Origin of the sequence: Actinocatenispora comari, assembly GCF_017312725.1 — a bacterium.
Classification (GTDB): Bacteria; Actinomycetota; Actinomycetes; order Mycobacteriales; family Micromonosporaceae; genus Actinocatenispora; species Actinocatenispora comari.
This window is the reverse complement of the sequence record NZ_BOPO01000084.1, coordinates 135374-159573: the sequence shown is the minus strand read 5'-3', so window position 1 is coordinate 159573 and position 24200 is coordinate 135374. Positions and strand designations below refer to the sequence as shown.

Here is a 24200-nt window from a genome sequence, read left to right as displayed (position 1 = left end):
CCTCTGGGAGGAGAACGATGCGCGACCTGCTTGATCACCTGAGGTCGGGGCGAGTGTGCTACTCCACTCGCCGCGGAGCGATGATCAGCGGAGACAGTCTCGAGCTCCTGGCCCAGTTGCCAGCCGACAGTGTCGACCTGTTCATCACTAGCCCTCCGTTCCCACTGCTGCGGCAGAAGGCGTACGGCAACGAAGACCAACAGCGCTATGTGGCCTGGCTTACTGAGTTCGCTAAGCTGGCCAAGGATGCTCTAAAGTCGACCGGCAGCCTGGTGATCGACATCGGCGGTGCATACCAGCGAGGGTTGCCCGTCAGGTCATTACACCAGTTCCGTGCCCTCCTAGCCTTCGTCGATGAACTGGGGTATCGACTAGCGGAAGAGTTCTACTGGTACAACCCGTCGAAGCTGCCTTCCCCAATCGAGTGGGTGAACAAGCGCAAAATCCGAGCTAAGGACGCCGTCAACACAGTTTGGTGGCTCTCAAAGACCGACGAGCCGAAGGCCGATGTTGGCAAGGTGCGGATACCGTACTCGGAGTCAATGAAGCGACTGCTAGCCGATCCAGCTCGCTATTACACGCCCAAGGATCGACCATCGCAGCATAGTATCGGAGAGGCGTTCGGGCGTGATAACGGTGGTGCGCTGCCCTCCAACCTTCTGGCAATCCCGAATAGCCAGTCAAATGATATGTACCTGCGAACTTGCAAGAAACTTGGATTCCCCAGCCATCCGGCGCGGTTTCCTCTCAAGCTTCCGTTGTTTTTCATCGAAATGTGCACTGATCCCGGTGACCTTGTGGTCGACTTCTTTGCTGGCTCAAACACCACTGGGCGAGCCGCCGAAGATCTCGATCGCCGCTGGCTATCCTTCGAACTTGATCGATCTTACGCAGCAGAATCGGCAGTGCGATTTATCTATGACCAGGGTCCGGAAAATATCCTCAAGTCCATAAGGCAGATGACTAAAGGCAAGGCGCTGGTCGTAAATGGCCCCTTCTGATCGCCAGAATCAGCGGACCCTCGGAGCGATTCTCCTCAACCCGCCTCTGACGTCTGGGCAGGCCACCATGCGACACTTGCAGGTGGCTGCTGATGTCCTCGGGTGCGGCAGCGTGGGTATCGCGAACCTGTTCGCGATACCCACTCGGAGCGTGACTGCGATTAATGAGGTGGGACGAAACTCCATGGGTTGGGAATCGGCCCGACCCAAGCTTGAGGATGTGCTTGCCACCTCGACGGAGTTGGTAGCCGGCTGGGGCGTTAGTGGCCTGTATGGCCTGGCTGCCGCTAATTTCCGTGCCCAGATTTCCTGGCTTCACGCCTGGTTTCAGGATGGCTCAAGGTTGCCATCGATGTGGACCCTAGACGGGGAATCCCGTCATCCCTCACGTTGGCATCAGTACGTTAGTGATCGACATGGGCGAGCTACCGGCGCAACGTTCCGCGAACGTCTTGAATCGGTTCTTCGGCATACCAGTATCCCGATGCACCCGCCCGCTTGTCCCCGATCGTAGCTAGATCTGATCCAGCCTCGCCACTCTGGACATGAGGGGTCTCGAATCATCTGGGGCCGCTCCGCCGCGATTCTGACCCTTTCCGGTGACGCCTCTGGCCGGTGCGCTCCTAAGCAGGCCGGCCACGCTACCGACGTCCACCTTGCTGGACCTAGGGCAGTGACCTTCCGCCTCCAGGCGCCGTCGGCGAGACCGGATCGCCCTGCGTGGGCGCGGATCACACCGGCCGTCAGACGCAGGGTCAGTGTCGGCAGCCGCAGAAATCCCGGTAAGGCGTCCTTCCATGGTCGTTCGCCGTGGTCCCGAGGGCTTCCTGCTTGCCGGCTAGAGCATCATGCCGTGATCTACCTAGCGCTCCTGGATCCGTTGAGCCTCAAACGATCTGAGCCTGCATCCGCCGGGCATTCGTCTAACCCTCCGGAAGGCCTACCGCCGAACCACTCATGCGGCAGGAGGAGCTAGCGCGGTGCTGAGGCCGTAGAGGTTGTCGAGGGTGTCGGCGATGTCTTCGTCGTTGAGGGGCAGAGCGTGGGCGTACTCGCGCAGGGTGGTGGCCACGTCCTTGTGCCGGAGGCGTGCGCTGGCTTGGAGGATCTTTCCTTGGGAGACAAGGAATGTGCCGACGGTGTGTCGCAGCCGATGCAGTGTCGCTTCGGGCAGGCCCGCGGCGTGGGCGAGTTTGCGGAAGCGTTGTCCGAGCCCGTTGGGCAGTAGCGGTGTGCTGCGCTCGGGTGTGGCGCTGAACAGCCAGGCGCCCTCGCCGCCGTCACCGCTGGACTTACGCGCACCGGCCGTGAACTTGGCCCAGGATCGGACGTGTTCGTGCCAGTAGGCGGCGGTGCCGGAGCCCAGGGTCAGCTGGCCGTTGAGGTGGTTCTTGACCGGGCCGATGATGCCGTCCTGCGAGGCCCGGTTGATGGCGAGTACCCGGCCGGTCAGGTCCGTGGTTCTCAGGGCAACCAGCTCGCCGCGGCGGGCGCCGGAGTCAGCTGCCAGCCGAATCAGTAGGGCGTCCTGCTCGGCCCGGAACAACCGCAGTATGTACCCGCGCATGTTCGGGTGCTCCTGGAGTTGGGCGCGGGCCTTGTCCACGGCCGCGTCGGCGGCGATCAGCAGCTTGCGGACCTCGCCGGGCCGTAGGTGCAGCCGTGGATGCGGCCGCGACGGTGTACTCATGCCTTCAAGGGGATCCTGCAGGATCAGCTTGTTGTCCAGCGCCCAGCTGATCGCCGCGTGCAGCACCCGAAACCGCCCGGAGATCACCGACACCGACAGGCCCGCCTGCACCCACCGGCTGATCGCGCGTTCCATGCTGTCGGGCGTCATCCGATCCAGCCGTACCTGGCTGAATCTGTCGCGGCTGATCAGCTTCGCCGCGCTGCCGTGGCTGCGCCACGTGTTGGGCGACCAGGTGTGCGAGCTGTCCAGGAACCGCCCCAGCAGCTCCCGGACCGTCATCGCCGCCGTCGACGGCGGCGCCGGCATCTTCCGCACCCCGTGCAGCGCGACCAGCTGCGCTTGGACCGCTTTGGCCGTCTCCTCGTTCCCATGATGGGTGAACGACCTCTGCTGGCCGCGTCCGGTCTCCGGATCCTGTCCGACCGTGACCCGCACCTCCCAGACACCAGGCCGGCGTTCCCGACTGGTCCCCTCACCACGTTTTCCACGACGACGCGCCATCGCTCCCGCATCCCTTTCACCCATCACGACCACCAACGGCAGCTTCCCTTCACGCCAGGATCCACGCTCCACTGCCGACTACCGACGCACGCACTGTGCGGCCCGCCGTCGCTGCTCAGGCGGTCAGCAGGTGCCGTTCGAGGTCGTCGGCGACGTCCTGGTCGCCGACGCCGCTGGTGTCGACGTAGTGCCGCAGCGTCGTGTCCAGACGCCGGTGCCGCAGCCGGCCCTGCGCCTCGGTCAGGTAGCCCAACGCCACCAGCGAGGTCGCCACCGTGTGCCGCATGGCGTGCAACGCCGAACCCGTCGCGTCCGCCGCCTCCGCCACATGTGCCAGCCGAGCCGCCAACGTCGCGGGATGCACCGGCAGGCGGGGATCACGCGGCGACGGGAACATCCACACCGGCCGCACACCAATGGCCGTCTGCGGCCCGTACCAGACGTCAAGGTGGGCCGGCCACAGCCCACCGGTCGCCGCGGTCACCGTCAACCGACCGTGCCGGTGCGACTTGGTCGGGCCGACCACCACGCTCCCGCCAGGACCGGCCTTGGCTGCCCGCTCCACCCACAGCTGCCGACCCAACAGATCATCGGAACGCAACCCGGCCAGCTCACCACGCCGCAGCCCCGTATCGGCAACCAGATACACCAACAGCCGGCGCTGCTCGGCAGCAAACCAGGCCCGTGCCGTGCCCGGCCCCGGACGACGCCGGTAGCGCTTCCGGGCGGCGTTCACGCCCTCAACCGCGGCCGCGATCAACCGGCGCACCACCGGGACAGGCAGATGCACCCGCGGCGTAATGCCCGACGCCGTACCCACCCGGTGTAGTGCGGTGCCGGCCACCAGATCCCGGTCGACCGCCCACCTCAGCGCGGACCGCACCACAGCAAGGCGCGCACGGACCTCCGCCGCACCAACTCCGCCCGACCGCCAACGGTCACTGACCGTAGTCAGCAACGCCGCGCTCAACCGACCCACCAGAACCGCGCCCAAGGCGTCATCCTGGACCGCTCGCGCAGCGGTCAGCGTCAACGCCAGCGTGGCCGGGCTCCGATAACCCGCCGACTCGACAAACCGGCCAACCAACACCGCCAACGGCCACCGATCGGCCAGGCCAACCGACGAAACCATTCACGTCTCCCCACCACGTCATCCCACAATATGGGAAACCATCTCGATGCGACGGCCCGGCCCAGTGGCGACCAGGGCAGCATGAGAGCCTGACACGGAGACTGCAGGGAGTGGTTCGGACCCCTCTGGAACGCACCCACATGGCCAGCTACCAGGGATGATCATCCAGAGACCATCCCTGTACGCCCCCCGCCAACCCTGTAGTTAAAGGGATGGATAAAGGGACACGCGCCGAAACACATCGACGCAGGACGCTAAAAAATCGTCCTGACCTGGTAAAACGTGGGTGCGCCCGGAGGGATTCGAACCCCCAACCTTCTGATCCGTATCAGATGCTGAGATGCCTTGGGCCACAACGAAAGTAGCGGAGACCTGCCGAAACTCTAGCACACGTTCAAGGGCCGATGCCGCCGCGTATCGCCCAGTGCCAGGCGATGTCGCGTGTTCTCGGGCACCGCTCGGGCACCGGAGTCAGATGCAACCGCTTCCCACATTTCAGGATGACGTGCTCTAGATGCTCGTAGCTCGTCCCGAGTGGTCACGTTGCGGTGCAGGCGAAGTAGCCGAATCGGAGTGCATCACGGACCTACTCATAGTCGAAGAACACGGTGCGCCGCGATGGTGTTGGCGGCTGTTCGAACAGAGTGTCGGAAGTCGTCGGGTCGGCCCGTGGGCGGTTAGGTCTGCAGTGAGGATGGTGATGTAGGCCGCGGCCAAACACCCCTGAAACTCACCAGGTGCAGCCTGTTGAGTGCGTAGTCGTCCGGGCGCGCGCAGGCCGAGTGATATATCCACAGTGGACAGAGCGCCGCCCGGATCTCATCAGGGGCGCTCATCGCCTACTTGGCGAACTTGATGGCAAGCCGAAGGACATCGAGAGCCTGACCCCGAACCCTCGTCTACGACAATCGGAGCCCAGCGCAGGCCAGCGAGCCGAATCCGGAGCCGGCACCGTCCACAGAGGCTCCGAGCGTGCCGCGGTCCCGGGCCAAGGCCGGGTGATACGCAGCGCGACGGTATGCCGATCACTCACTCAGACCTAACAACCTCCGGCCGTACCGGGTCGACGCACCAGTTCACCCTGGTCGTGGTTGAGACCGCGTCCCGCCGCGCGACCCGTCGGCCGCACCGAGAGATCCACCGCATGGTCTGGTTACGCGCGCAGGTGCGTGTTGCGGAGGTCGAGCACGGACAGCGTTGCGGCGGTGATTTCCGAACGGCCGCTCTCGGGTGAGCTGTTGCGCAGGGTCGTCCGCAGCAGGTGGTGAGAGGCGATCGGCTGGGTGTCTGTGTGGTGGTGGATGCCGATCTGGACCAGCTCGGGTAGGCCGAGAACGGGTTGGCCGCCGACCTCGCGGCTGAGCTCGACCGCGAGGCGCTGCGTGAGCGGAGAACGCGAGTGGGTCTCCGTGTCGGCGCAGCCCCACAACCGGTGGATGAGCCGGTCTGCGGCCTGCCATCCCACGAGTGCCTCGACGCGGCCGGCCACGGCAACGGCGGCGACCCAGACGCCCAGTTGAGTGAGTCCGACAGGCCCGGCCAGTCTCGGCGGGCACGGGAGCGACAGCCCGATGCGGTAGGCGCGTCGGACGTAGTGACCGGCCAGCTGTTCCGGTTCCAACGGCACGTCGCCGTGACGCGCGATCGATAGGAGCGAGTCGGCAATGGTGTACGCGCTGCCGGTGGAGTCTGTGTGTACGGCCCACCAGCGAGCGGGCCGTACGTGGCGGGTGGCAGTCTGGGCCCGTTCGTGCCAGGCATCGAGGATGGTGTAGCTAGTCCACGGGTGGCGGATGGTCTGCTCCATCGCGGCGACGTCACTGTCCTCGTCCGGCCCGGTCGAGCCGCCGCCGTCGTGTTGGTCGGTTAGCTCGACGTCCAGCTGCTCATCGCGTTGGTTGTGCATCGGCATGGCGGTCCTGTCCGGCTGTCGCCGCCGGGGTGAGCAGCGGCGAGGGTCGTGTTCGGTCTTGACGAGGGCCCATCCTCGCGCGAGGGCCGCATCAGGTGCGACTGTGGGTGCGGACACGCCGTCATATGTGCCGAGCGGCAGCCCCCTGTGCACATCCGCGATCGGCGTGGCGGTGCGGAGGGGAGCCGCGGAGCGCGGGCAGCACCCAGACGCAGTGCGACGCCGGCAGCGCACGCGTCGCATCGAGCTGAGCCCGTGCGTGTTCGCCGTGCTTAGCGCGTGCGCCGAGGGACCGGCCACGATAGGGCTCCAGCGGGGCGGCACATCGCTGCCGCATGGTAGGTTTTGTCTCATTGTCCCCGCCTATGCGGGGTTGTCGCAGGAGCGGCCTAGGTCGATTGATGGCTCTCGGGCCGTGATGCTTGTTCCCCACCTCTGTGGGGGTTCCGGGGCTCCCGCCTCTCGGTGGACGCCTAGACCGGCTGCCCACATCGCTCGTGTGCGCGGTGATCGGGCTGCTACGTGCTGCGCGCCTGCTGGTCAACGGTCACAGCCCGCTGGGTCACCTCGACCCGGCACCTGGCTGGGCCATGTCCCGCCGGCCGTTGCCCTTGCGGTTCCCGGTAGGCCAGCCCTGTACATCATCGTGATGTGACAAGCGGAGGTGAGGTGCCCCGAGTTTCTCGGACAGGGATCCAATAAGATGGTTCCTGAAACCGAGACGAGGAAAAGGTAGTGGCGCGGATTAGTTCTTACACTCCCGAGTTTCGTGAGGAAGCGGTCCGACTCGTCCGCGAGTCGAATCGCCCTATCGCGCACGTTGCGAGGGAATTGGATGTCAACGCAGAGACACTGCGGAACTGGGTACGCCGCAGTGAACGCGACGATCAGCCCGCAGGCGCCGAGTTAAGCGCCACCGAACGAGCCCGGCTGAGGGAACTCGAACGGCTCAACCGTCAACAGGCGGCGGAGATCGAGTTCCTGAAAAAAGCAGCCGCGTACTTCGCGAAGGATCGCCGATAACGGCGAAGTACGAGTTCATCGACCAGATGCGGGTCGGTGACACCGCGGAGTACGCGCACCCGGTTAAGCTGATGTGCGCCTGGCTCGACGTGTCGAAGTCCGGATACTACGACTGGCGCAAACGGCCACAATCAGCGACGGCAGCACGGCGGAAAGAACTCATGACTCTCGTGCAGAAAGCGTTCGATGACGCGGACGGCAGGTACGGCTACCGGCGCATCCACGCCCAGCTTGCCCACTGGGGACGCCACTGCACGCCGGAGCTGGTGCGCGCGCTGATGCGGCAGCTGGGCCTGGTCGCCTGTCAGCCGCGCCCGCGTCGCAGCCTGACCGTGCCGGCCACCGCTGCGGTCGACGATCTGGTGCGCCGCGACTTCACCGCCGAGGCGCCGGGCACGAAAATGGTCGGCGACATCACCTACATTCCCACCGACGAAGGCTGGCTCTATCTGGCTACCGTCATCGACTGCTGCACCAAAGAAGTCATCGGCTACGCGATGGACGATCACTACAAGACCCCATTGATCGAGGCCGCGATCCGTAACGCTGCCCGTAACCGAACCCTCGCCGACGGCGCCATCTTTCATTCCGACCGCGGCAGCAACTACATGTCCGCCGACTACGCCGCCACCCTCGCCGAACTCGGGATCCGCCGGTCGGCCGGACGCACCGGAATCTGCTTCGATAACGCGATGGCCGAATCGTTCTTCGGAACCCTGAAGAACGAACTCGTGTCCCGCACCACATACCCCACCCGCGAGGTAGCCCGGCGAGACATCACCCGCTATATTGAGTTCTGGTACAACCGCAAACGCTTGCACTCGACGCTCGGGTACCGCACCCCACGCGAGATATGGATCGAGCATCAAAACAAGCGGCACGCCGCGTGAATAACCGGTCAATCCCCTGTCCGGAAAACCCGAAGCCCCTCAGAGGACTGTTCATGACCTCGGTGTTTGGACCGCCGATCGATCTCACGGATCTGCCGAGCTTTCACGTGCCCGAGCTTCGTGCGCGCCGTTCGGTGTTTGTCGGCCGTGTCTCGACGAAGGACAACCAGAACCCGGAGACGTCCATCCCACGGCAGGTGCACCATGCCTCCCAGCGGCTGGAGGCAGGCGAGAAGTTCGTCGCGTACTTCTGGGATGTCGAATCGGGGATGTTGCCACCGGAGTTGCGGGGCTTGGGTCCGCAGGAGTTGTACGACGAGCTCGATGTTCGCGTGCCTCGCGACGGCGGTCTGCAGGATCTTGTGGACCGGGCCGAGCACATGGGCATCACCCACGTGCTGGCGGAGCGGTCTGACCGGCTGGCGCGGGCCATGCTGACCAGCCTCACAGTGGAGCACGCGCTTGCCGGTGTTGGGGTGGAGGTGGTCTACGCCAACGAGCCGACAGGCGGCACCGAATCCGGCCGGCTGCGCAGCCGCCGGTACGGGCAGGTGGAGGCAGAAATCTACCGGACCATCATGCTGGAAAATTCCATGGGCGGGCAGGTGCAGCATGCCATCAACGGATGGAACCACGGCTACCCGCCGTACCCCTACACCGCAGTGATCGACCCGGACGCGCCAAGGGTGCAGAGCAACCGGTTCGGCGAGCCTCGACGGAAACGCAAGCTGGTGCCGCATCCGGATCCCCGCCGGTTCGACGCGGCGCGAGAGATCTGCCGCCTGCGGCGCGAAGAGCATCGGAAAGCCGCGGACATCATCGCGATCCTGGAGGCAGCGCCGGACCGATACCCGATCGAACACCACTGGACGCACAACCTGGTCGAGGGACTGATCGCCAACCCGAAGTTGACTGGCCACCAGGTGTACAACCGGAAAGCCAGCCGAACCGGCCGCCCCGGCTGCAGCAAGCTGAACCCGATCTCGATGTGGGTGTGGTCGCCGCATGTCGTGCATGAGCCGGTGATCAGCCTGGCGGAATGGAAGCAGGCCCAGCAGGTCACCGCGGCGCTGAAGGCTGGTGTACGCGGTGACGGGCCGCTGCAGCTGATCCGCGCGGCGGCCGGCCGGTTGAGACTTCCCGTCACCGCGATCCGCAGCAGCGACACTCACACGCTGTACCAGATCGGAGACCGACAGATCGCGCTGCCGACACCGATCCCCTACCCGCTTGCCTGCCAGCTCATCGACGACCTGCAGCAGACACCCCCAGACGAGCCGAGTCGCCCCGATAGCAACGCAACCATCGAGTGCCAAGCGACGCGGCGAGACACCCTGTGGATTGCGCGCGACGCGCACCGCAGGCTCTACGGGCACGGGAAGGCACTGAAGTCCGCACGCGACGCCATCATCGAAGGGCTCGCGTTCCTCGGCCTGAACGCAGACGTCAACATTGTCGCGACCGGACCGCAGATGCAGCAGCTACGCGCCATCGAAGACGCCTACACCACGGCTCTGCGCGACGCGGTCACCGTACTCGCCCGACAGCGCGCCACCGTGCAAGACATCGCCACAGCAACCGGAATCTCCACCACCCGCGTCAAGCAGGCGCTGGCAAACCAGCAATGACGCGCCGCTGGGCTGAGCGTTGCGTAGGGACAGAGCGCAAGCGCCTGCCGCTGACTGGGGCCCATCGGCTTCAGCCGACAACGGCGATCGTGGGAGCGGTCGGTCCGTCCATCTCCGCGCGCGGAGGGCAGCGGTGACGCCAACACGCAAAGGAGGTTCGGCGCCTGCGTCCGCGTTCGCCACCAGCGCGGCGAGCCGCGCGCGGCTGCGACTGACTACGAGCGCGCCAGGGACAATCAAGGGATGGGTTTCACTCGCATCAGTTCGTTTTTGGCGCCGGGCCCAATGCCGTCGCGAGTTCCCCGTTCCAACGGACCGCGCCGGGTATGCGCGCTGACTCGCACCAGGAGTGCGGCGGGCCGGCTGCGGTGTGGGTGATGCTCAACCCGTCGATGCGTTCGACCCGGCGTGGCACCAGCCGCACCGACCGGCCGCACAGAGGAGACCGGATGCGTGACAACATCGACCTGACCACAGCGATCAATGCTGCCGCCCGCGCGGTCAGCGGCAACGAGGCGCCCGACGAACACCAGCGCGCTGTGGCCGAGGCCGCGGTACGTGCCGCCGCACCCCTGATCGCCGCCCGGGCCTGCCAGCGCGCGGCGGACGAGATTTTCGCCCACGCCGACACCGCCGCGCCGCTCGTCGGTGGCGAGGCGCCCAGCGCGCTGCGTCGGCACCTGCACATCGGCGCCCACATCGCCGCCGGCATGCCGACCCCCGAGCAGATGGACGCGTACGAGGCCCGCCTCAGAGCCACAGGACCGCACGGCTGACCTTGGCTGACCCTAACGCGATCTAGACGTACAAGATCGCCGACGGCCCCGCACACACGGCGATTACCACATGCCGAGTCACCGACGGGCGCACTGCCGGGTTCGACGCCCCCATCCTGGGTGTCAGTCGCCGGCTTGACTCACCCAGCTCGCGGCGAATGGCCGCGCTACGACAGTCGTGCATGAGTACGGCGCGCCTCGGCCCGCACCGCGCCCAGAAACTGCTCTTCCAGCTGCGTGGTGTCGTCGGCTTCTTCGACGGCCTCTGCCTGCTCGTCGTCGTCCTCGATCAGATCAGCGTCGTCGTCAGGATCGTTCGCGGTGTCGAGGCACAGCAGCTGGCTGGAACCGAGGCCGTCAAGCAGATGCTCCAGAAGATCCCGAGCGGGCCGGAGCGGGCCCAGCAGCGTCGGTCCGCACCGTCAAGCCTTGTGCTTCACCGTCGGGAAGCTGTTCGGCCAAGCCGTCCAGATCTTCGATCTGGTCGGCGATCGCGTCGGGGTCAGGAACTCCGCCCCGGCGAACGATCGCCGCCTCGGCCAGCAGACCGCGCATCACCTCACGCGGTGTCTGGCCGCTGCCGCTGCTCCACCGGCGCCGCGGACCGCGAGGACAGTCCGCGAGGGTAGTGCTGACCGGCGCCGACTCGCGCCACAGGATGCTCGCGCTCTCAGCAGGGCTCAAGGTCCGTATTCTTGGTGGATGACCGGTCCAGATAGTGACGGCGTGAACGCTCCTGATGCGGTGATTGACCTTGATGTGGAAGGTGACACCGCGCCAGATGGCCGGGACAGCCGTCGGGGGTATACACGGCGGGAGTCACCGAGTCTTGGCGCTCTGCTGGTCAGGCCGGCGCCGGTCGGGCTGGTGGGGTTCGTTCTGGCCGTCACCGGGCTGGTGGGGTCGGACTTCATCCGCACCGTGCAGTACGCGCTGACCGGCCCGCTGATAACCTCCACCGGCAATGTGGACAAGCTGAACGCCCAGATGATGCACGCGACCGGCTGGACCGGGGTCGGGCTGGGCGTGGCGGCGTGTGCGCTGGCGGTGTGGAGTTTGCAGTGGGGACGGCAGGTCAGCTCGCCGTCCTGGGCGAAGGTGCTCGCCGCCGCGGCGGTGCCGCTGGGAGCGATTGTGGCCGTGTGCTACGGGCTGGTGTTGACGCGCTGAACGGGCGCCGGGAGCACCGGCGCCCGTCCCCTTCCGGGCGTGTCAGCACTTCGAGGCGGTGATCCCGAAGGCATTCTCGGGGATGGTGTAGTTGCGACTGCCGTCGGCACTGATCGAGTAGCAGCCGGTGTAGATCTGGCCGCCACCGGAGCTCAGCGAGTAACCCACGTGCGCCTTGATCGAGTAGTAGGAGCAGTTGCGGACCAGCACGATCTGGGCGTAGCCGTTGTCGGTGATCTTGTCAATCGACGGGGCCGTCGGGCAGGACGGGTCCATCGGCTGGGCGGCGGCAGACGCGGCGACCGGCGCGACGCCCAGCGTTGCGGCCGCGATACCCACGACCAGCGCCGCTTTCGAGAGCTTGTTCCGCATGATTCCTCCGTGAGGGGTAGGTCACGGTATGCCCGTGACGAGCCGGACCAAGCTATCGGCGCCACACACCGCATTGCAACCCTTACGTCATGTGTTGGAAGACACGACGGTTCTGTCCGATACCTGGTGGCCGGCGCCGCCGGCGCGTAACGCTTCAGCGGGCGAACGGGTTAGCGCCCCTGGGGCGCCCAGGTCACCAACATCATCACTCCGGGCGCTGCGGCCCACCACGCCGCAGCTTCTCGACCAACTCACCCGCGCCCGCGCCGCGCTTCGAGACCACAACCATGAACGCTTCCGCAGAGCCTGCCACGGCTACCTGCTCACCACCCTGAAGCGAGCAACCAGCAGTACGGCGAAGCCTCGTCACCCGAGCACAGCAGCTCGGGTGGACTGGGCGTGCCGGTACCTTGGCCAGCACGACCTTGCCGCTGCAGCAGCCATCGAACAAGCCAGCGCCAGCACCGAGACACCCACCAGTCCTGACGGCCAGACGGCAAGCGCAGCCGCCGACATGTTCATCGCACCGGCCGGCGGCCCGGCAGCCGACGCCCACGCGACGCTCCAGCCGGTCCTGGACGACCTGGTCGCCGACCCGACGCCTTCATCCCGAACAGACCGAGGAAGGCATCGCCGTCGTCGTCTATTCGCACGCCGCGGAGCTGCTGGACTATCGAGGCGTGCTTCGCTCGCGTCGTGGCTGGACCAACGAGATCCCCAGCCGCAAGAGTCGACGGCGACGATCCCCGTGGACCTTGACGAAGTCATCGCCGCGCAGCCCGGCCAGCAGCCCGCGCCCCCGACCGCAGCTGGGCCGAACAGCTAAAACCCCTGTGGCAGCCGCGCAAACCGCGATCGGTGGGACGGCCGCCGGGCTGTTGAACGTCTCGCGAGACGGGGCATCTGCTACCAGGAGCAGATGCCCGCGGCACTGTTGATCCACATGTTCAGGTCGCAGCGGCGGTGGCCGCCCCGCGACTTGCCGGCATCGAGGCGTCCGCACCATCCCAGCGCGAAGAACCGCTGGCCGTCGGTGACCCGTTCCAGCACTGCCTCGCTGCGAGATCGGATCCGCAGCCGCAGGTACGCGGCCGAACCGTCCAGCTGGACTCGCTGGCTTGGGTCGTGCATCAACCAGTAGCTGGTCCCCGCGCTCGCCACACCGCGTGCTTGGGCGATGCCTGAGACTGCGACCGGAAGGCGGGTGCGGTCGGTGCTAAGGCGGGAGGCAAGTTCGTCGTAGCGGTCAGGCAGGTAGCAGAAGTCGCGCCACGCGATGGCCGATCGGCCGCTTCTCACGGTGAACGCTTCCAGCGCTTGGGGCATGTGGTCAAAGCGTTCCAACAGCCGGGCGACCTTCACCGCGCTGTTGATCGCAGCGGACAGGCGAGGAGCGTCGGCCCGGCGCACAACGATGGACGCACGTCGACGGCGGTAGGTTCCGGGCGGGTCGTGCGGCGGCTGCGCCTGCAGTTCGTCGGGTAGCACCAGGCGGTAGTGGCCGCTCCGTTCGCGTTCCAGCGCGGTGGAGTCGGCTCCAACCAGCACCTGTACCTGCCGATCAAAGTCATACGGGCACGACGCGTCGTGGTGGACGCCTGGGTGTCGGCGGTAGTGCGAGCTGGTGTGTCGACCGCTGCCGGTGGTGTAGCCAGCGACCGCGGTGACCAGCAGCTTGCATCCCGCGCAGCTCAGCGGCTTACGAAATGGCTGCGGGGAGCGGTCGATGGCGCTACGCCCAAACCGATGACCCGCCGCGTCCACCGCGAACGGGATACCCACCTCGCCAGAGACCGCCATCAGCACACCCCTTTCTCTGCCGACAGAACCCGCGACGCGGCGCGGAGGTGGTGGCCAGCCGCGCATCCACCGCAGCGACCGACATCCATCCAGGGAGCCTGCCGGTGCCTGGGCTCCTGGTGCACGTCAGGATCCAGACAGAGATGGGATGGCCTCGACGCCCGGCTCGCGGATCATCAGGTCGATCGCCGCCAGCCACACCACCATCGGTGAGTAGCCATCCATCCGTCGCCCGCCGAGCGGGTGGCCGGGGTCCGTGGCGTGATCGATGATCCCGTTCATCAATCGCAGGAGCATCACATGCCGCAAGAACGGCTCGCGCCATGCCAGGTCAACCTCGTCGAGCTTGCCGGCCACTTTCCCGGTGAAGGCGATCAACTCGCCACGCAGGACGGGGTCGTGCTCGGACTCGGCAAGTACCTGGTCGGTGAACTCAGTCCGGATCTGCCGCAACGTGTGCGTCATCGGCGGCTCCCACTCGGGATGACGGCGATGGCGCCGTTCCTCCAGCCACCTGTGCAGACGACTTGACCGGGTGAACCACGTCAAGCCCACCAGCGCGATACCGAACCACGCTGCGCCGCTGGCACACCGCAGCAGCAGCGGGACCTGCCCTGGCAGCAGCAACTGCGGTGCCGCCAGCGCGGCCGAGATCACCATCCGCAGCGCGGAGCTGCGTGTGATCAGAGGGGTATCGGAAGCAGCCACATCGGCAACGTAGCGGCCCCGTCACTACATGTCGAGGGGTCGATCAGCAGACGCCCCGCTCCAAGCTGCTCGACAAGCACCGTCGTCGGACCGGTACATGCGCGGAATGCCCCCCGCCATTCGAGCCGATAGAGCCACCGCAAGACCTACCGATAGTCCGGCAGCAATCACCCGTCCTTCGAGCACTGCGGCTCGGTCGCTGTGGACAGAAGACGGGTTGTCGTCGCGTTCTCGACCTCGACAGACGGGGCGTTGCGCGGCGTGTCCACGGAGGCAGTATCCGCCGCCCGACGGCGGGCCGGTAGCAGCTCCATTTCGCCTCCCCGGGAGAGCAGGTTGGGACAACATCGGTGGACAGCCGGGAGGGCGACGGGGCGCTGCCAACGCCGTACCCGCCGGCGGTCGGTGACCTGATCTGGCTGACCGACCGGTTCACCGGGTCGGGGGCGGTGTACCGGGTGCTGGAGCGGCAGTGGATGCACGCCGGGTACGGGTCGATGTCGTGGCGGGCCGGTACCGCCGCGCCGGCTGAGGGGCCGATGCTGGAGATCGTGGTCGAGGCGGCGGGCGGCCTGTTCCTGGACGAGGTGGACGGCGGCGAGCCGCAGTGACCGACGTGCCGATGCCCGGCGAGTGGCACCCGGCGTACGAGCGGCTGCGGCCGATGCTGTGGCAGTGGCTCGCCGGCGAGGGGCCATTCGGCGACTACGAGCAGCTGGCGGTGCCGCGGCTGCCGCGGCGCCGACCCTGGACATCGGGGCGCTGTCGTCCGACGAGCCGTGCCGGCCGCTGTCCCACACGCTGAGGCGGTGGAGGCGTGCGCACCCGCGCCGTACGTCTGCCGGCCGTTCGTCTACGCGTGGTGGTGCGCGGCCGACGAGCTCGGCCGGGTGGTCGCCGGGCAGGTGGTCGCGCGGGTCTACAAGGACGGGCTGGGCGCCTGCTGACCGCCGGTCAGCGGATGTCGACCGCGCCGCCGGTACCGTACGCGCCGGGCATCGGCGGGTAGTGCGGAGACGGCGCACTGGACGGCTGCGGCGGTACCTGCATCGGCGGCGGAGCCGGCCGGTACGCGGGCGGAACGGTGGCCCAGCCCGCTGGCGGTACCGGGGCGGGCGGCTGCACTGGGCGTGGCTGCTGGCGGGCGAGCGCCGCCTGCTGCTCGCGGTGCTTCCGCAGACCCCACCGCCCGATGTAGTACGCGCCGAGGAACGGGTACGCGCACGTCCAGGCGAGGATCACGCCGCACCACCACCAGCCGGAGTGCTGTCCCGGGCGGCGGTGCACCACCTTCCGGTGCTGGCGGCGGCTCCGAGTGCGGAACAAGGTCTGCGACACCCGGAACGGTCCGACGCCGAATCCGATACCGATCCTCACGCTGAACCTCCCGGGGTGTGTTGGCGTAACAGCACCACGTTACGGGCCGGATGAGACGGAATCTGCCGGCCGCGGTCGACCGTTCGGGCCGACCGCAGTAACCGAACGGTGCCGGGTGCCATCGCTACGCTGCGCGTCATGGGCAAGAAGCGTCGTCTCAAGTCCACGGACCGCCGATCCCGTCGCCACATCAAGGTCTTTGACGCTGCGCAGGTCATCACCATGGCCGAACAGATGATCTTGCAGCGTGCCAACCCCGCCGTGCCTCCGGTGAATCGGCAGGCCGCTGCGGTCGCGGAGAACATCTACGGCGTGTGGCGCAAGACCCAGGTGGTGCTGCGCGTCGACCGCGAATTCGTCAACGCTCTGCTTGCCTCGGACACCGACGCGAAGGTCCCGCCCGACTGGCTCGATCAACAGCCGTTCGATTCCCTGGTTGTCTCGCTGTCCGAGCCTCTGTCCCTTCACGACGGCCACGACCTGTGCCACTACGTAGGTTTCATCGTGTGCGGCACGCGGGTTCGGGGATCCTCCACCCCGTCGGAGGGGCAAATCCAGAACGTCTGGACCACCTACGGGCCATTCGCCAAGGCCGACGGGATCCGGTTCCTGTGGCTGTACACCGCGGAGGGCGACCCGACGACCCGCTGTCAGACCCTCTCCTGCATGTTCCGCGGCGAGTTCTCTTCGCCGGACCGCACGATCACCGATCTGGTTGAGGCACAGCAGGGGTTGGCGGAGCAGCTCGGACACCCGTGGGGGCCGGAACTCAGCACCCTGACCCCGCTGTCTCTGCAACTGCTGCTGTACCTCACGGCGCAGCGGCCGGACCTGGACTGGCTGCCGGACAATCAGGTCAGCCGCCCCACCCAGCTCACCGGGGTACGGCTCGCCAACGTCGGATGGCGTGTCGGAGAGAACCTTCGGTCGTGGCGCCGCGACGCGCCTCCTGCTAGCCGCGAGGCTGGCTCCGGCGCGTCGCGACCGCATGCGGCGGTACGTGCGCTTCCGCCACACATCCGGCGCGCCCACTGGCACAGGGTGCGTGTCGCGACCAGAGGCGACGATGGCCAGATAGTCGGCAGCACCACCGGCACCTACGGTGTCGACTGGTCATACCAGATGCGGTGGTACCCACCGACCCCGGTCAACGTCGACTCGGCGCTCTCGCCCGTGGTTCGCGGGGTAGACCCGGAGAAGCCGTCCGGCTGATCAACGGAGAGGGCGTGGGCGCCGGTCAGTCGCCGTCCACCGGCTCCGACCACGACGCGATGTCGTCGGCGGTGACCGGCTGGCCCGGCGAGTACCGGGCCGCCTCTTCCCGGCTGGCCGGGCTCGGCCCGAATACCAGCCGTGGGCAGTGCTCGCAGGCGCCGGTCGGGTCGGCCTGCCACGGCCGGCCGCACCAGTCGCATGTGGACAGACCAACCGCGGCAGCCTGAGTGCGCGGGAACACCGTCGGGATCCGGTGCCGGCACCGGATCCGCGCCCCCTCCTGCTCCTCGTACAGCGCGGCGAGCTGGCAGACGTGCGCGTACACCTTATCGGTGGTCCGGGCGCCCATCTGGGCGAACAGCCGGCCACGGTCCGCGGCAGCAGCGGCGCGTGCGTACGGGTCGGAGTCCTGGAGGTGCTGCTCGGCAGCGTCGAGGCCGGTCACAATGTCGTCCCAGGCGCGGCAGCCGTCGATCCCGCGGTCCGCGTCGAAGATGGCAGGGGCGACGTCGCGGTCGGAGTTGAAGATGGCGCGGCCGTCGCGCGACGCTGCGACGCCGCGGACCTGGTTGAGCGCCTGGTGGTACGGCACGCCCTGCTCGGCGGCGAGCTGGCGGTCGCGGCGCTTGTCGGCGGGGCTGGTGGTGCGGGGCATGGCGGTCCTCGTCTCGGCCGGGCCGCTCCGACGCTGCTGCCGGCCGTTGAGATCGTGCCCGGGCAGGGAGTCACGAGCGCGGGTCGTGAGACCTCTGCCGGCGGCGCCATCTCCAGCGCGTCCAGCTCGACTGCCACCGTACCGGGCGGGTACGACAACGGCCCCGGCCGTGAGGGGCCGGGGCCGTCGCCTGGATTCACACCCGTACCAACAGATGTTGCGATCCTCGCCGGCCCGGGCCGGCGCTGGGCCCCCGCGGCGGCGGGGGCGTCTGACATGGCACTTCCAGTGCAACGGGGCCCTTGCATCACTTCGGGTGCTGATGGGTGGCGTCGCTCAGCTGGCGAAGGGTGCGGTCCAGCGACCGCAGCAGGTCGAACCGGCCGTCGCGCCAGCCAGCGTCGTACCGGTCCTGGTCGGCGGGAATCAGCAGGACCAACTCGTCGTCCTGGTCAACGAGGTACTCCCAGTCCACGGTGCTCGGGTGGATGGCGCACGACCAGCTACCTGCCTCGCGAACCCAGATCTCCTGGCTCGGGTAGCCCCAGTGCAGCGCGATCACAGCCCCGTCATCCGGCTCCTGAATCAAGGCGTCTTCCCTTCTACGATGATGGTATGGGCGAGAGAGGCGACGGCTAGGGCCGCCACTTGGTGAACAGCTGCTCGCCGGGTACCGCGCCCAGCACGACCGGGAGGCTCATGCGGTCCAGATCGAACTGAGCGCCTTCGTCGTGTACGCGAAAGCCCAGACGCTGGTAGTAGGCGCCCAGCCCCGTGCCGACGCCGAACTGGCCGTAGATCAGGAAGTAGTCGAGCTGGAAGAAGATGCGCATCGCGCGGCGTAGCAGCGCCTGGCCCAGCCGCTGCCCGCGGGCGGCCGGCGCCACGGTCAGCGTCTGGACCTTCGCGATGCGGGCGGCGCCCAGCATCGCCAGCGGCACGGGGATGCCGCGTTCGGCTGCTTCGGACATCACGTTGCCCGGCGGTACGCACACCAGCGTGCCGGCCAGCCGCCCCTGGCTGTCCTGGGCGACCAGCGGCAGCACCAGTCCGGGCATGGCGCGGCCGGGGTCGCTGGCGCTGGCCGCCTCCGCAAGCGGGCGCAGCATCGCATCCGGCCCCGCATGCAAGCCGCGCAAGATGGACTGACTGGTGCGGCCTGCCGTCAGATCCCGCGCGACGGCGTCGTCCAACAGCAGCCCCTCCGCGTCGATCGACTCGCGCATCTGCGCCACGTCGTCAGGACGAGCCAGCCGGATACGGGTGTCGCTGGGCCCGTCCCAGCCGTCGACGAGCCGGTCAGCCCTGATGGGCGGGCTCTTGCGCGGGGGCTTTCGGGACGCCATGTCCGCATTATCGCCTGCCGCTACGACAAGGAGCGGATCGTCTTGGCCGATCCGCCCCTGCCACAGCAGTGTCCGCGCTCGGTTCGGCCGCGGCGTACGCGGGCGAGTCATGGCATCCGCGGCAGGCAGCGGCAACCTCTGTTTGGTCGTGCCGAGAAGACGGCGCGGGTTCTCAGCATGCTTCGGATCAGCGCACGCCTGTGCACCGACGCGGTAGCCGCTACCAGCCGCGCCGATTGAGGCCGCACCAACACGCCAACACTCCCCACCCCTGTGATTGCATGGTCGCTACCCGCTACAGTCCCGACATGGTGAAACGGGCACCGCGGGACGACTCCAGCGACAAGCGCTACTCGGTCGAGACTTTCTGCCAGTTTTATCGGCATGCCGCACTCGGGAACGCCGAGACCCTGCCGAACGCGGCGAAGTCGCTGCTGAAACGAGGTGTTGAACCAGGGCCGGCTCTCACCGAGCTGGCAGGCATCGATAGTTGGGCGCTTCGCACGGCCAGCCCGCAGGTCAGGCAACACGCGATCGACCTGTACTACCAGGCGATCCAGGAACTGGGCGCCACCGTTCCAGACCCGCGGGCAACCCGCCTCGCCGAAGCGCGCAGAGCACTACAAATACCCGACTTGATGGCCGGCAGCTACACGCTCGAATCGTTGAACCGGTTGCTGCCCGACGACATGGCCGCGATCCAACCTCTGATCCACGAATGGGAACGCGCCAAAGCCCAATACCGCAGTAGGTTCCGCGCCGAGTTGGACCGCATCGAAGCACGCTTGGACACGCTCGACGGCCTCGACCTGGCCCCGCCGGCTCCCATCGAGACGTAGGACACGGCTCCTGCGAGTGCTCGACGTCGACGCTCCCACCCGTGGAGTCCAGGACACTGTCGGGCTGATCGACCCCGCTGACGGCACGGCGCCGTCTGATCCCTCACCGCCCGGGTCTTCAAGCACCGCTGGCCCGCGCTCGGCGCGCTGGTTGGCTCGCTGATTCGACCCAGCTACGACCTTGACGCCAAGCAGACCGCGCCCTGCCGATACAACGCCGCGGTTCGCAGCCCAGCTCCAGCCAAGCGCCCCGCCCCAGTGCGGCCGATCCTCGGCCCCGCCATTTCCCCTATCACCCCGGGGCGAAGGGCCTCCCATATCCGCAGGTCAGGGGTGGTCACCTGCGGCGATGCTGCGCCCAGGCAGTCACGGCCTGGGTCATCGCGGTACGCCACGGGGCGGGGTCGAGTTGCTCGAACCGCCGGTACATGGCGACCGTGGCGTCGGCGAACGCGTCGATGGCCGTCGGGTCGGCCTCGGCCCAGGCCGGGCAGCGTTGCGCCCAGCTCTCGGCGTCGGCGGGGTTGTGCCCGGCGGCGACGAGTTGGACGACCAGGCACGCCGGGTCAATGAACGCGGCGCCGCGGGTGGGCCACGCCCAGTCGACGACCACCGGGCCGCCGGCGCTGATCAGGATGTTGTCGGGGTTGATGTCGGTGTAGAGCAGCGCGTCGCCGGCGAACAGGTCGGGCCGGTCGGTGTAGCGGTCCCACCGGGACTCGACCCAGCCGCGGGCGATGTCCGGGAGGCCGATCTTCCCGACCGCTCCGACCAGGTCGGCGACGACGGCCAGGTCCGCCGGGTCGGTGAAGTCGGCGTGCTGCCCGTCGACGACGTCGAAGCCGAGCGCGACCCAGCCGCCGCCGTGGTGCTGCCAGCGCAGCGCCGGCGACACGGACCGCACGTACGGGTTGATTGCCTCCTCGCGCTCCAGCGACGAGACGTGCGGGCCGTCGGCGTGCGCGGCCTTGACGAACACCGACCCGGCCCCGCCACGCACGATCGCGGTCACGTCCGAGGTGTAGCCGCGGGCCGTGTGCTCGACGGCGTCGACCGGGCCGGTGTACGGCTCGATCAAGCGCCAGAATTCGGGGCCGGGATCGGGTTTCATCGCAGGTCAGCTCCGGGGCTGGCAGGAGGACGGCGGGTGCCCAGGCGAGCACTCCATCTCAGGGTTGCACACCGCGCGGGGCGCCGGAATCGACGCGACCGCGCCGGCCATCGCCCGGCCGGTCAGGATCTCCCCCAGCGGCGCGTCGAGCACGTTCCCGACACCCATCCACCGGGAGAAGATGCACGGCCACACCTCGCCGTCCGGGCTGATCGCCGCCACGCCCTGGCCACAGCGCCCGCACAGCTCGTTCGGGTCGTTGTCGCCGCCGCGGCCGATCGCCCGGATCCGGTCGACCGCGATGCGGGTCACGCCCATCGCCCGCAGGTCGGCCTCGGCTCCCGGTACCTGCCCGGTCCCGGCGTCGATGACCCCGGCCCGGATCGGGATGCCGTACCCGACCGCCTTGACCACGTTGCGGCGGGTCGCCGCGTGGCTGGGCCGGGCCGTCACCGCGTTGTGCTGCTCCGGCGCGTCGGAGTAGTACGAGAACGCCAGCGACACGTTCGGCGAGCGCAGCATCTGCCACACCTCATCGGTGATGTGCACGAGGTTGGAGTACACCTCGACACCGATGCCGGTACCGACGGCGTGGCGCAGGATCTCGGCGAACTGCGGGTGCATCGTGGGCTCGCCGCCGATGAACTGCACCAGCGAGGCGCCCAGCGTGTTCGCCTCGTCGATCACGCGCATCCAGTCGGCGGCCGTCATGCGGCCGTGCCCCTTGTCCGGGCCGGACTCGGCGTAGCAGTGGACACAGGCCAGCTGGCAACGGCCGGTCAGCTCGGCCCACAGCCGGTCCACCCGGGGTACGGGCGGCGTCGCGGTGACGGTTGCGGGTTCGCTTTGGTCAAGCACGGTTCATCCTCCTCGTCGAAAGACTTCCCAGGTGCGGTGGTGCGACCCTCCTTTCCGCCGGTGCTGACGGCGCGCCCGCCGGTGCACCGCACGACGACGCGATCGCCCCGGCCACAGGAGGTGGCCGGGGCTCCGGGCGCTCCAGGTGGCGGAAGGACGCCCAGCCGGGGGTGTAACAAGACTGCGTCCCTCGGACGGTCCGTCCGTGTACCGGTGCGGACGGGCTCGATCGCGGCAGCCCGCGGGGACCGACCCCATGTGGTCTGAACGAGGCGGCTCTCCGGCCGCGGATACCGCGCTCACGGTGCGCTATAGGTCGCGTCCGGCACCGTGCGCAGCTGAGCGAGAGCCGCCCGGTACGTCGTTTCGGTCTCTGGCCTGCCGATCTCGTACCCGTCGATCTGGACCCAGCCCGGGATTCGGTCGGGGCGAACGTCGAGCACCCGCACCGGACCGACCCCCATCCACGCGGGCAGCGCGACCGCGCCGCCGATCGTCGGCGCCCGGCCCATCACCGCACCGCCAGTACCGGTGTCGGTGCAAGCTCCAGCCGATCGGCCGGTAACCAGATCGCGTGGCCGTCGGTGGTGATGACCTGGACCTGATCGACGTGGTAGTACGCCTCGTGAACGGTGATCGTGACCGCGGGCTTGTGGCCGAGGATGATCCGGTCACCAGGGATGAGGATCATGACGACCCCCGGCGGGAGACGGCGCGCTGGTCATGCAGGCGCAGCGCGTTGCCGTACGGGTCGGTCGTTACGTTCTGCCAGATCGAGCGAAGAGTGTCTCCGCCCGCGCTGCGAGCGGGGTCGCCGGCCGGCCGGCATCGCCACCAGAGCTGTAGTCTGCGCCACATGACAGTGACGCTAAGCGCCATCGCAGGCCACAGGGAGTGGCCAGACTAGTGGCCAATGTCCGGGATCAGGCGGCGGTGGGTCATCCCGCCTTGATCTCGTCCATCAGCATCCGCAGGGTCAGAGAGTGCTTCTCCGGCGGCAGCTCGTCCAGCGCCGATTGCGCGTACGTGGCGCCGGCGTCCCGGTTGCCCAACCGAGCTAGCAGCATGCCCTGATGCATGTCGAGGTGGGTGCGGAACCGCGGCAGCGACGCGGGCAGTGCGGAGCGGGCCGCGGTCTGCGCCTCATCGACGAGCTGTTCGTCGCCGATCCGGGCGCCCAACAGCGAGGTGAACACGTTGAACCGCCACCACGGGACGCTGTAGTCCGACGCCTGCTCGTCGCTGCCGGCGTGGTCGAACGTGCGGCGGCCATCGTCGACCAGGCGCAGCGCGGTGCGCCGGTCCCCGAGGATTGCCGCGGCATGCGCTCGGCCCATCAATGCGTTGACCCGGGCCAGTGTCGGCCGACCATCGCCAATCGCGACCGCCTGGTTCGCGAACATCGCTGCCACCGGCAGACTCGCGCCCTCGTAGCCGAGCGCGATCGCTGCCCGGCCGCGCACCCATTCGCGGGTGTCGTCGTCGCCGGATCGGTCCGCCGCATTCGCCGCCAGCTGATACCAGCCGGCCGCCTTCGCCCCGTCGCTGCCCGGGAACGTCTTGCCGTACAGGGTCATCAACTTGGACGCGACCGCCCACAGCTGCGGGTGCTCCAGCTGTTGTTGCAGGAGCACCAGGTCGCCGGCGAGCCGCTGCCGGATCGTGCCGGCGCCCTGCGTCATGTAGTCGCGGCCGTACTGCTCCAGCCGCTCCTGCCACGCCTCGATCGACGGGCGCCCGGACCGCAGCGCCGCGGCGAAGCCGGACCGGATCAGGTCGGCCGCCGCCAGCGGCGCGATCGCGGTCGCGGCCAAGTCGGTGATCAGAGTGCGTCGATCCATCGTGCGTACCGCCTCGTCAAACGTGGCCAGGGGGGTCTGCAGGGCAGCCGCCAGATGCCGTAGCCAGACCGGCGTCGGTATCCGCCGCCCCGTCTCCCATCGCGATACCTCGCTGCGGGTCACAGTGCACTGGCCGGACACGCGGCACACTTCGCTGGCAAGTCGGCTCTGCGACCAGCCGTGTGTGAGCCTAAGACCGCGGATGAGCTCGCCGAGCTGGCCACTACTCTGGCCCCCCTCGCGCATGGCACGACCAGAGGACATGGGACCCCGCCTCCTCGCCTGTCTCGAACCTGAGCGTACGCGTGGCCATACGCTCGAGGCGCTCACCCGCTCAGTGCGGGTGCGTTGC

25 protein-coding genes are annotated in these 24200 nt (G+C 68.0%); 9 read left to right on the top strand and 16 right to left on the bottom strand.

Annotation, left to right across the window (positions count from 1 at the left end; all coding sequences use genetic code 11):
• Positions 1-17 precede the first annotated feature (17 nt).
• Positions 18-1001 carry a DNA-methyltransferase gene (locus tag NUM_RS22300; protein ID WP_207126849.1) on the top strand — a complete coding sequence of 328 codons (984 nt, stop codon included), beginning with the start codon at positions 18-20 and terminating at the stop codon, positions 999-1001.
• 955 nt (positions 1002-1956) lie between these two features.
• Here the strand turns inward: NUM_RS22300 and NUM_RS22290 are convergent.
• The 3 genes from NUM_RS22290 to NUM_RS22280 all read right to left on the bottom strand — a co-directional run bounded on the left by NUM_RS22290 (position 1957) and on the right by NUM_RS22280 (position 6239).
• Entirely contained in the window at positions 1957-3129 is a 1173-nt protein-coding gene (locus NUM_RS22290; protein ID WP_207126847.1) for a tyrosine-type recombinase/integrase, read from the bottom strand.
• A gap of 181 nt (positions 3130-3310) precedes the next feature.
• Positions 3311-3985 carry a tyrosine-type recombinase/integrase gene (locus NUM_RS22285; protein ID WP_207126846.1) on the bottom strand — a complete coding sequence of 225 codons (675 nt, stop codon included), beginning with the start codon at positions 3983-3985 and terminating at the stop codon, positions 3311-3313.
• A gap of 1495 nt (positions 3986-5480) precedes the next feature.
• Positions 5481-6239, bottom strand: coding sequence for a hypothetical protein (locus NUM_RS22280; RefSeq protein WP_207126845.1), 759 nt, complete (start codon positions 6237-6239; stop codon positions 5481-5483).
• 735 nt (positions 6240-6974) lie between these two features.
• Between NUM_RS22280 and NUM_RS22275 the strand changes: the two genes are divergently transcribed.
• The 3 genes from NUM_RS22275 (at position 6975) to NUM_RS22265 (ending at position 10556) form a co-directional block, all read left to right on the top strand.
• A protein-coding gene (locus tag NUM_RS22275) for an IS3 family transposase (protein WP_207126844.1) occupies positions 6975-8152 on the top strand; the annotation gives its coding sequence in 2 pieces (ribosomal slippage) (positions 6975-7233 and positions 7233-8152; 1179 coding nt in all).
• A gap of 53 nt (positions 8153-8205) precedes the next feature.
• Positions 8206-9780 (top strand): recombinase family protein, encoded by a 1575-nt coding sequence (locus tag NUM_RS22270; RefSeq protein WP_207126843.1) that lies wholly within the window; start codon positions 8206-8208, stop codon positions 9778-9780.
• 449 nt (positions 9781-10229) lie between these two features.
• Positions 10230-10556 (top strand): hypothetical protein, encoded by a 327-nt coding sequence (locus NUM_RS22265; RefSeq protein ID WP_207126842.1) that lies wholly within the window; start codon positions 10230-10232, stop codon positions 10554-10556.
• Positions 10557-10913: 357 nt separating this feature from the next.
• Here the strand turns inward: NUM_RS22265 and NUM_RS22260 are convergent, their stop codons facing one another.
• A complete protein-coding gene (locus tag NUM_RS22260) occupies positions 10914-11111 on the bottom strand; it encodes a hypothetical protein (RefSeq protein ID WP_207126841.1) in 198 nt (65 codons plus the stop codon).
• Between the two features lie 147 nt (positions 11112-11258).
• Here NUM_RS22260 and NUM_RS22255 point away from each other — a divergent pair, with 147 nt between their 5' ends.
• Entirely contained in the window at positions 11259-11726 is a 468-nt protein-coding gene (locus NUM_RS22255; protein ID WP_207126840.1) for a hypothetical protein, read from the top strand.
• Between the two features lie 42 nt (positions 11727-11768).
• Here the strand turns inward: NUM_RS22255 and NUM_RS22250 are convergent, their stop codons facing one another.
• The 3 genes from NUM_RS22250 to NUM_RS22240 all read right to left on the bottom strand — a co-directional run bounded on the left by NUM_RS22250 (position 11769) and on the right by NUM_RS22240 (position 14606).
• A complete protein-coding gene (locus NUM_RS22250; protein WP_207126839.1) occupies positions 11769-12098 on the bottom strand; it encodes a hypothetical protein in 330 nt (109 codons plus the stop codon).
• 906 nt (positions 12099-13004) lie between these two features.
• Positions 13005-13898, bottom strand: coding sequence for a hypothetical protein (locus NUM_RS22245; protein WP_207126838.1), 894 nt, complete (start codon positions 13896-13898; stop codon positions 13005-13007).
• 126 nt (positions 13899-14024) lie between these two features.
• Positions 14025-14606 carry a hypothetical protein gene (locus NUM_RS22240; protein ID WP_207126837.1) on the bottom strand — a complete coding sequence of 194 codons (582 nt, stop codon included), beginning with the start codon at positions 14604-14606 and terminating at the stop codon, positions 14025-14027.
• Positions 14607-14956: 350 nt separating this feature from the next.
• On the opposite strand from NUM_RS22240, the gene NUM_RS22235 reads away from it, so the two are divergent.
• Positions 14957-15217: a hypothetical protein gene (locus NUM_RS22235; RefSeq protein WP_207126836.1), complete on the top strand. Its 261-nt coding sequence runs from the start codon at positions 14957-14959 to the stop codon at positions 15215-15217.
• A 198-nt stretch (positions 15218-15415) separates the two neighbouring features.
• Positions 15416-15553: a hypothetical protein gene (locus NUM_RS22230; protein WP_207126835.1), complete on the top strand. Its 138-nt coding sequence runs from the start codon at positions 15416-15418 to the stop codon at positions 15551-15553.
• A 7-nt stretch (positions 15554-15560) separates the two neighbouring features.
• Here NUM_RS22230 and NUM_RS22225 read toward each other — a convergent pair whose 3' ends face one another.
• Positions 15561-15983 (bottom strand): hypothetical protein, encoded by a 423-nt coding sequence (locus NUM_RS22225; RefSeq protein ID WP_207126834.1) that lies wholly within the window; start codon positions 15981-15983, stop codon positions 15561-15563.
• A 138-nt stretch (positions 15984-16121) separates the two neighbouring features.
• Between NUM_RS22225 and NUM_RS22220 the strand changes: the two genes are divergently transcribed.
• The gene (locus tag NUM_RS22220; RefSeq protein WP_207126833.1) at positions 16122-17195 is read left to right on the top strand and encodes a hypothetical protein; all 1074 of its coding nucleotides are present in this window, start codon (positions 16122-16124) and stop codon (positions 17193-17195) included.
• A 25-nt stretch (positions 17196-17220) separates the two neighbouring features.
• Here NUM_RS22220 and NUM_RS22215 read toward each other — a convergent pair whose 3' ends face one another.
• The 3 genes from NUM_RS22215 to NUM_RS22205 all read right to left on the bottom strand — a co-directional run bounded on the left by NUM_RS22215 (position 17221) and on the right by NUM_RS22205 (position 19199).
• Positions 17221-17853 (bottom strand): hypothetical protein, encoded by a 633-nt coding sequence (locus NUM_RS22215; protein ID WP_207126832.1) that lies wholly within the window; start codon positions 17851-17853, stop codon positions 17221-17223.
• A 307-nt stretch (positions 17854-18160) separates the two neighbouring features.
• A complete protein-coding gene (locus tag NUM_RS22210) occupies positions 18161-18415 on the bottom strand; it encodes a hypothetical protein (RefSeq protein ID WP_207126831.1) in 255 nt (84 codons plus the stop codon).
• Between the two features lie 73 nt (positions 18416-18488).
• Positions 18489-19199 carry a GNAT family N-acetyltransferase gene (locus NUM_RS22205; protein ID WP_207126830.1) on the bottom strand — a complete coding sequence of 237 codons (711 nt, stop codon included), beginning with the start codon at positions 19197-19199 and terminating at the stop codon, positions 18489-18491.
• Positions 19200-19507: 308 nt separating this feature from the next.
• On the opposite strand from NUM_RS22205, the gene NUM_RS22200 reads away from it, so the two are divergent.
• Positions 19508-20038, top strand: coding sequence for a hypothetical protein (locus tag NUM_RS22200; protein WP_207126829.1), 531 nt, complete (start codon positions 19508-19510; stop codon positions 20036-20038).
• Positions 20039-20375: 337 nt separating this feature from the next.
• Here the strand turns inward: NUM_RS22200 and NUM_RS22195 are convergent, their stop codons facing one another.
• The 5 genes from NUM_RS22195 to NUM_RS22175 form a co-directional block, all read right to left on the bottom strand.
• Positions 20376-21149, bottom strand: a complete 774-nt coding sequence (locus tag NUM_RS22195; RefSeq protein ID WP_207126828.1) for a hypothetical protein — start codon at positions 21147-21149, stop codon at positions 20376-20378.
• A 6-nt stretch (positions 21150-21155) separates the two neighbouring features.
• The gene (locus NUM_RS22190) at positions 21156-22007 is read right to left on the bottom strand and encodes a radical SAM/SPASM domain-containing protein (protein ID WP_207126827.1); all 852 of its coding nucleotides are present in this window, start codon (positions 22005-22007) and stop codon (positions 21156-21158) included.
• A gap of 299 nt (positions 22008-22306) precedes the next feature.
• The gene (locus NUM_RS22185) at positions 22307-22519 is read right to left on the bottom strand and encodes a hypothetical protein (protein ID WP_207126826.1); all 213 of its coding nucleotides are present in this window, start codon (positions 22517-22519) and stop codon (positions 22307-22309) included.
• Complete coding sequence (locus NUM_RS22180) at positions 22519-22698, bottom strand: hypothetical protein (protein ID WP_207126825.1); 180 nt, start codon at positions 22696-22698, stop codon at positions 22519-22521. The genes NUM_RS22185 and NUM_RS22180 overlap by 1 nt, the downstream gene beginning before the upstream one ends.
• A 247-nt stretch (positions 22699-22945) precedes the next feature.
• Complete coding sequence (locus NUM_RS22175) at positions 22946-24094, bottom strand: helix-turn-helix domain-containing protein (protein WP_207126824.1); 1149 nt, start codon at positions 24092-24094, stop codon at positions 22946-22948.
• Positions 24095-24200 lie beyond the last annotated feature (106 nt).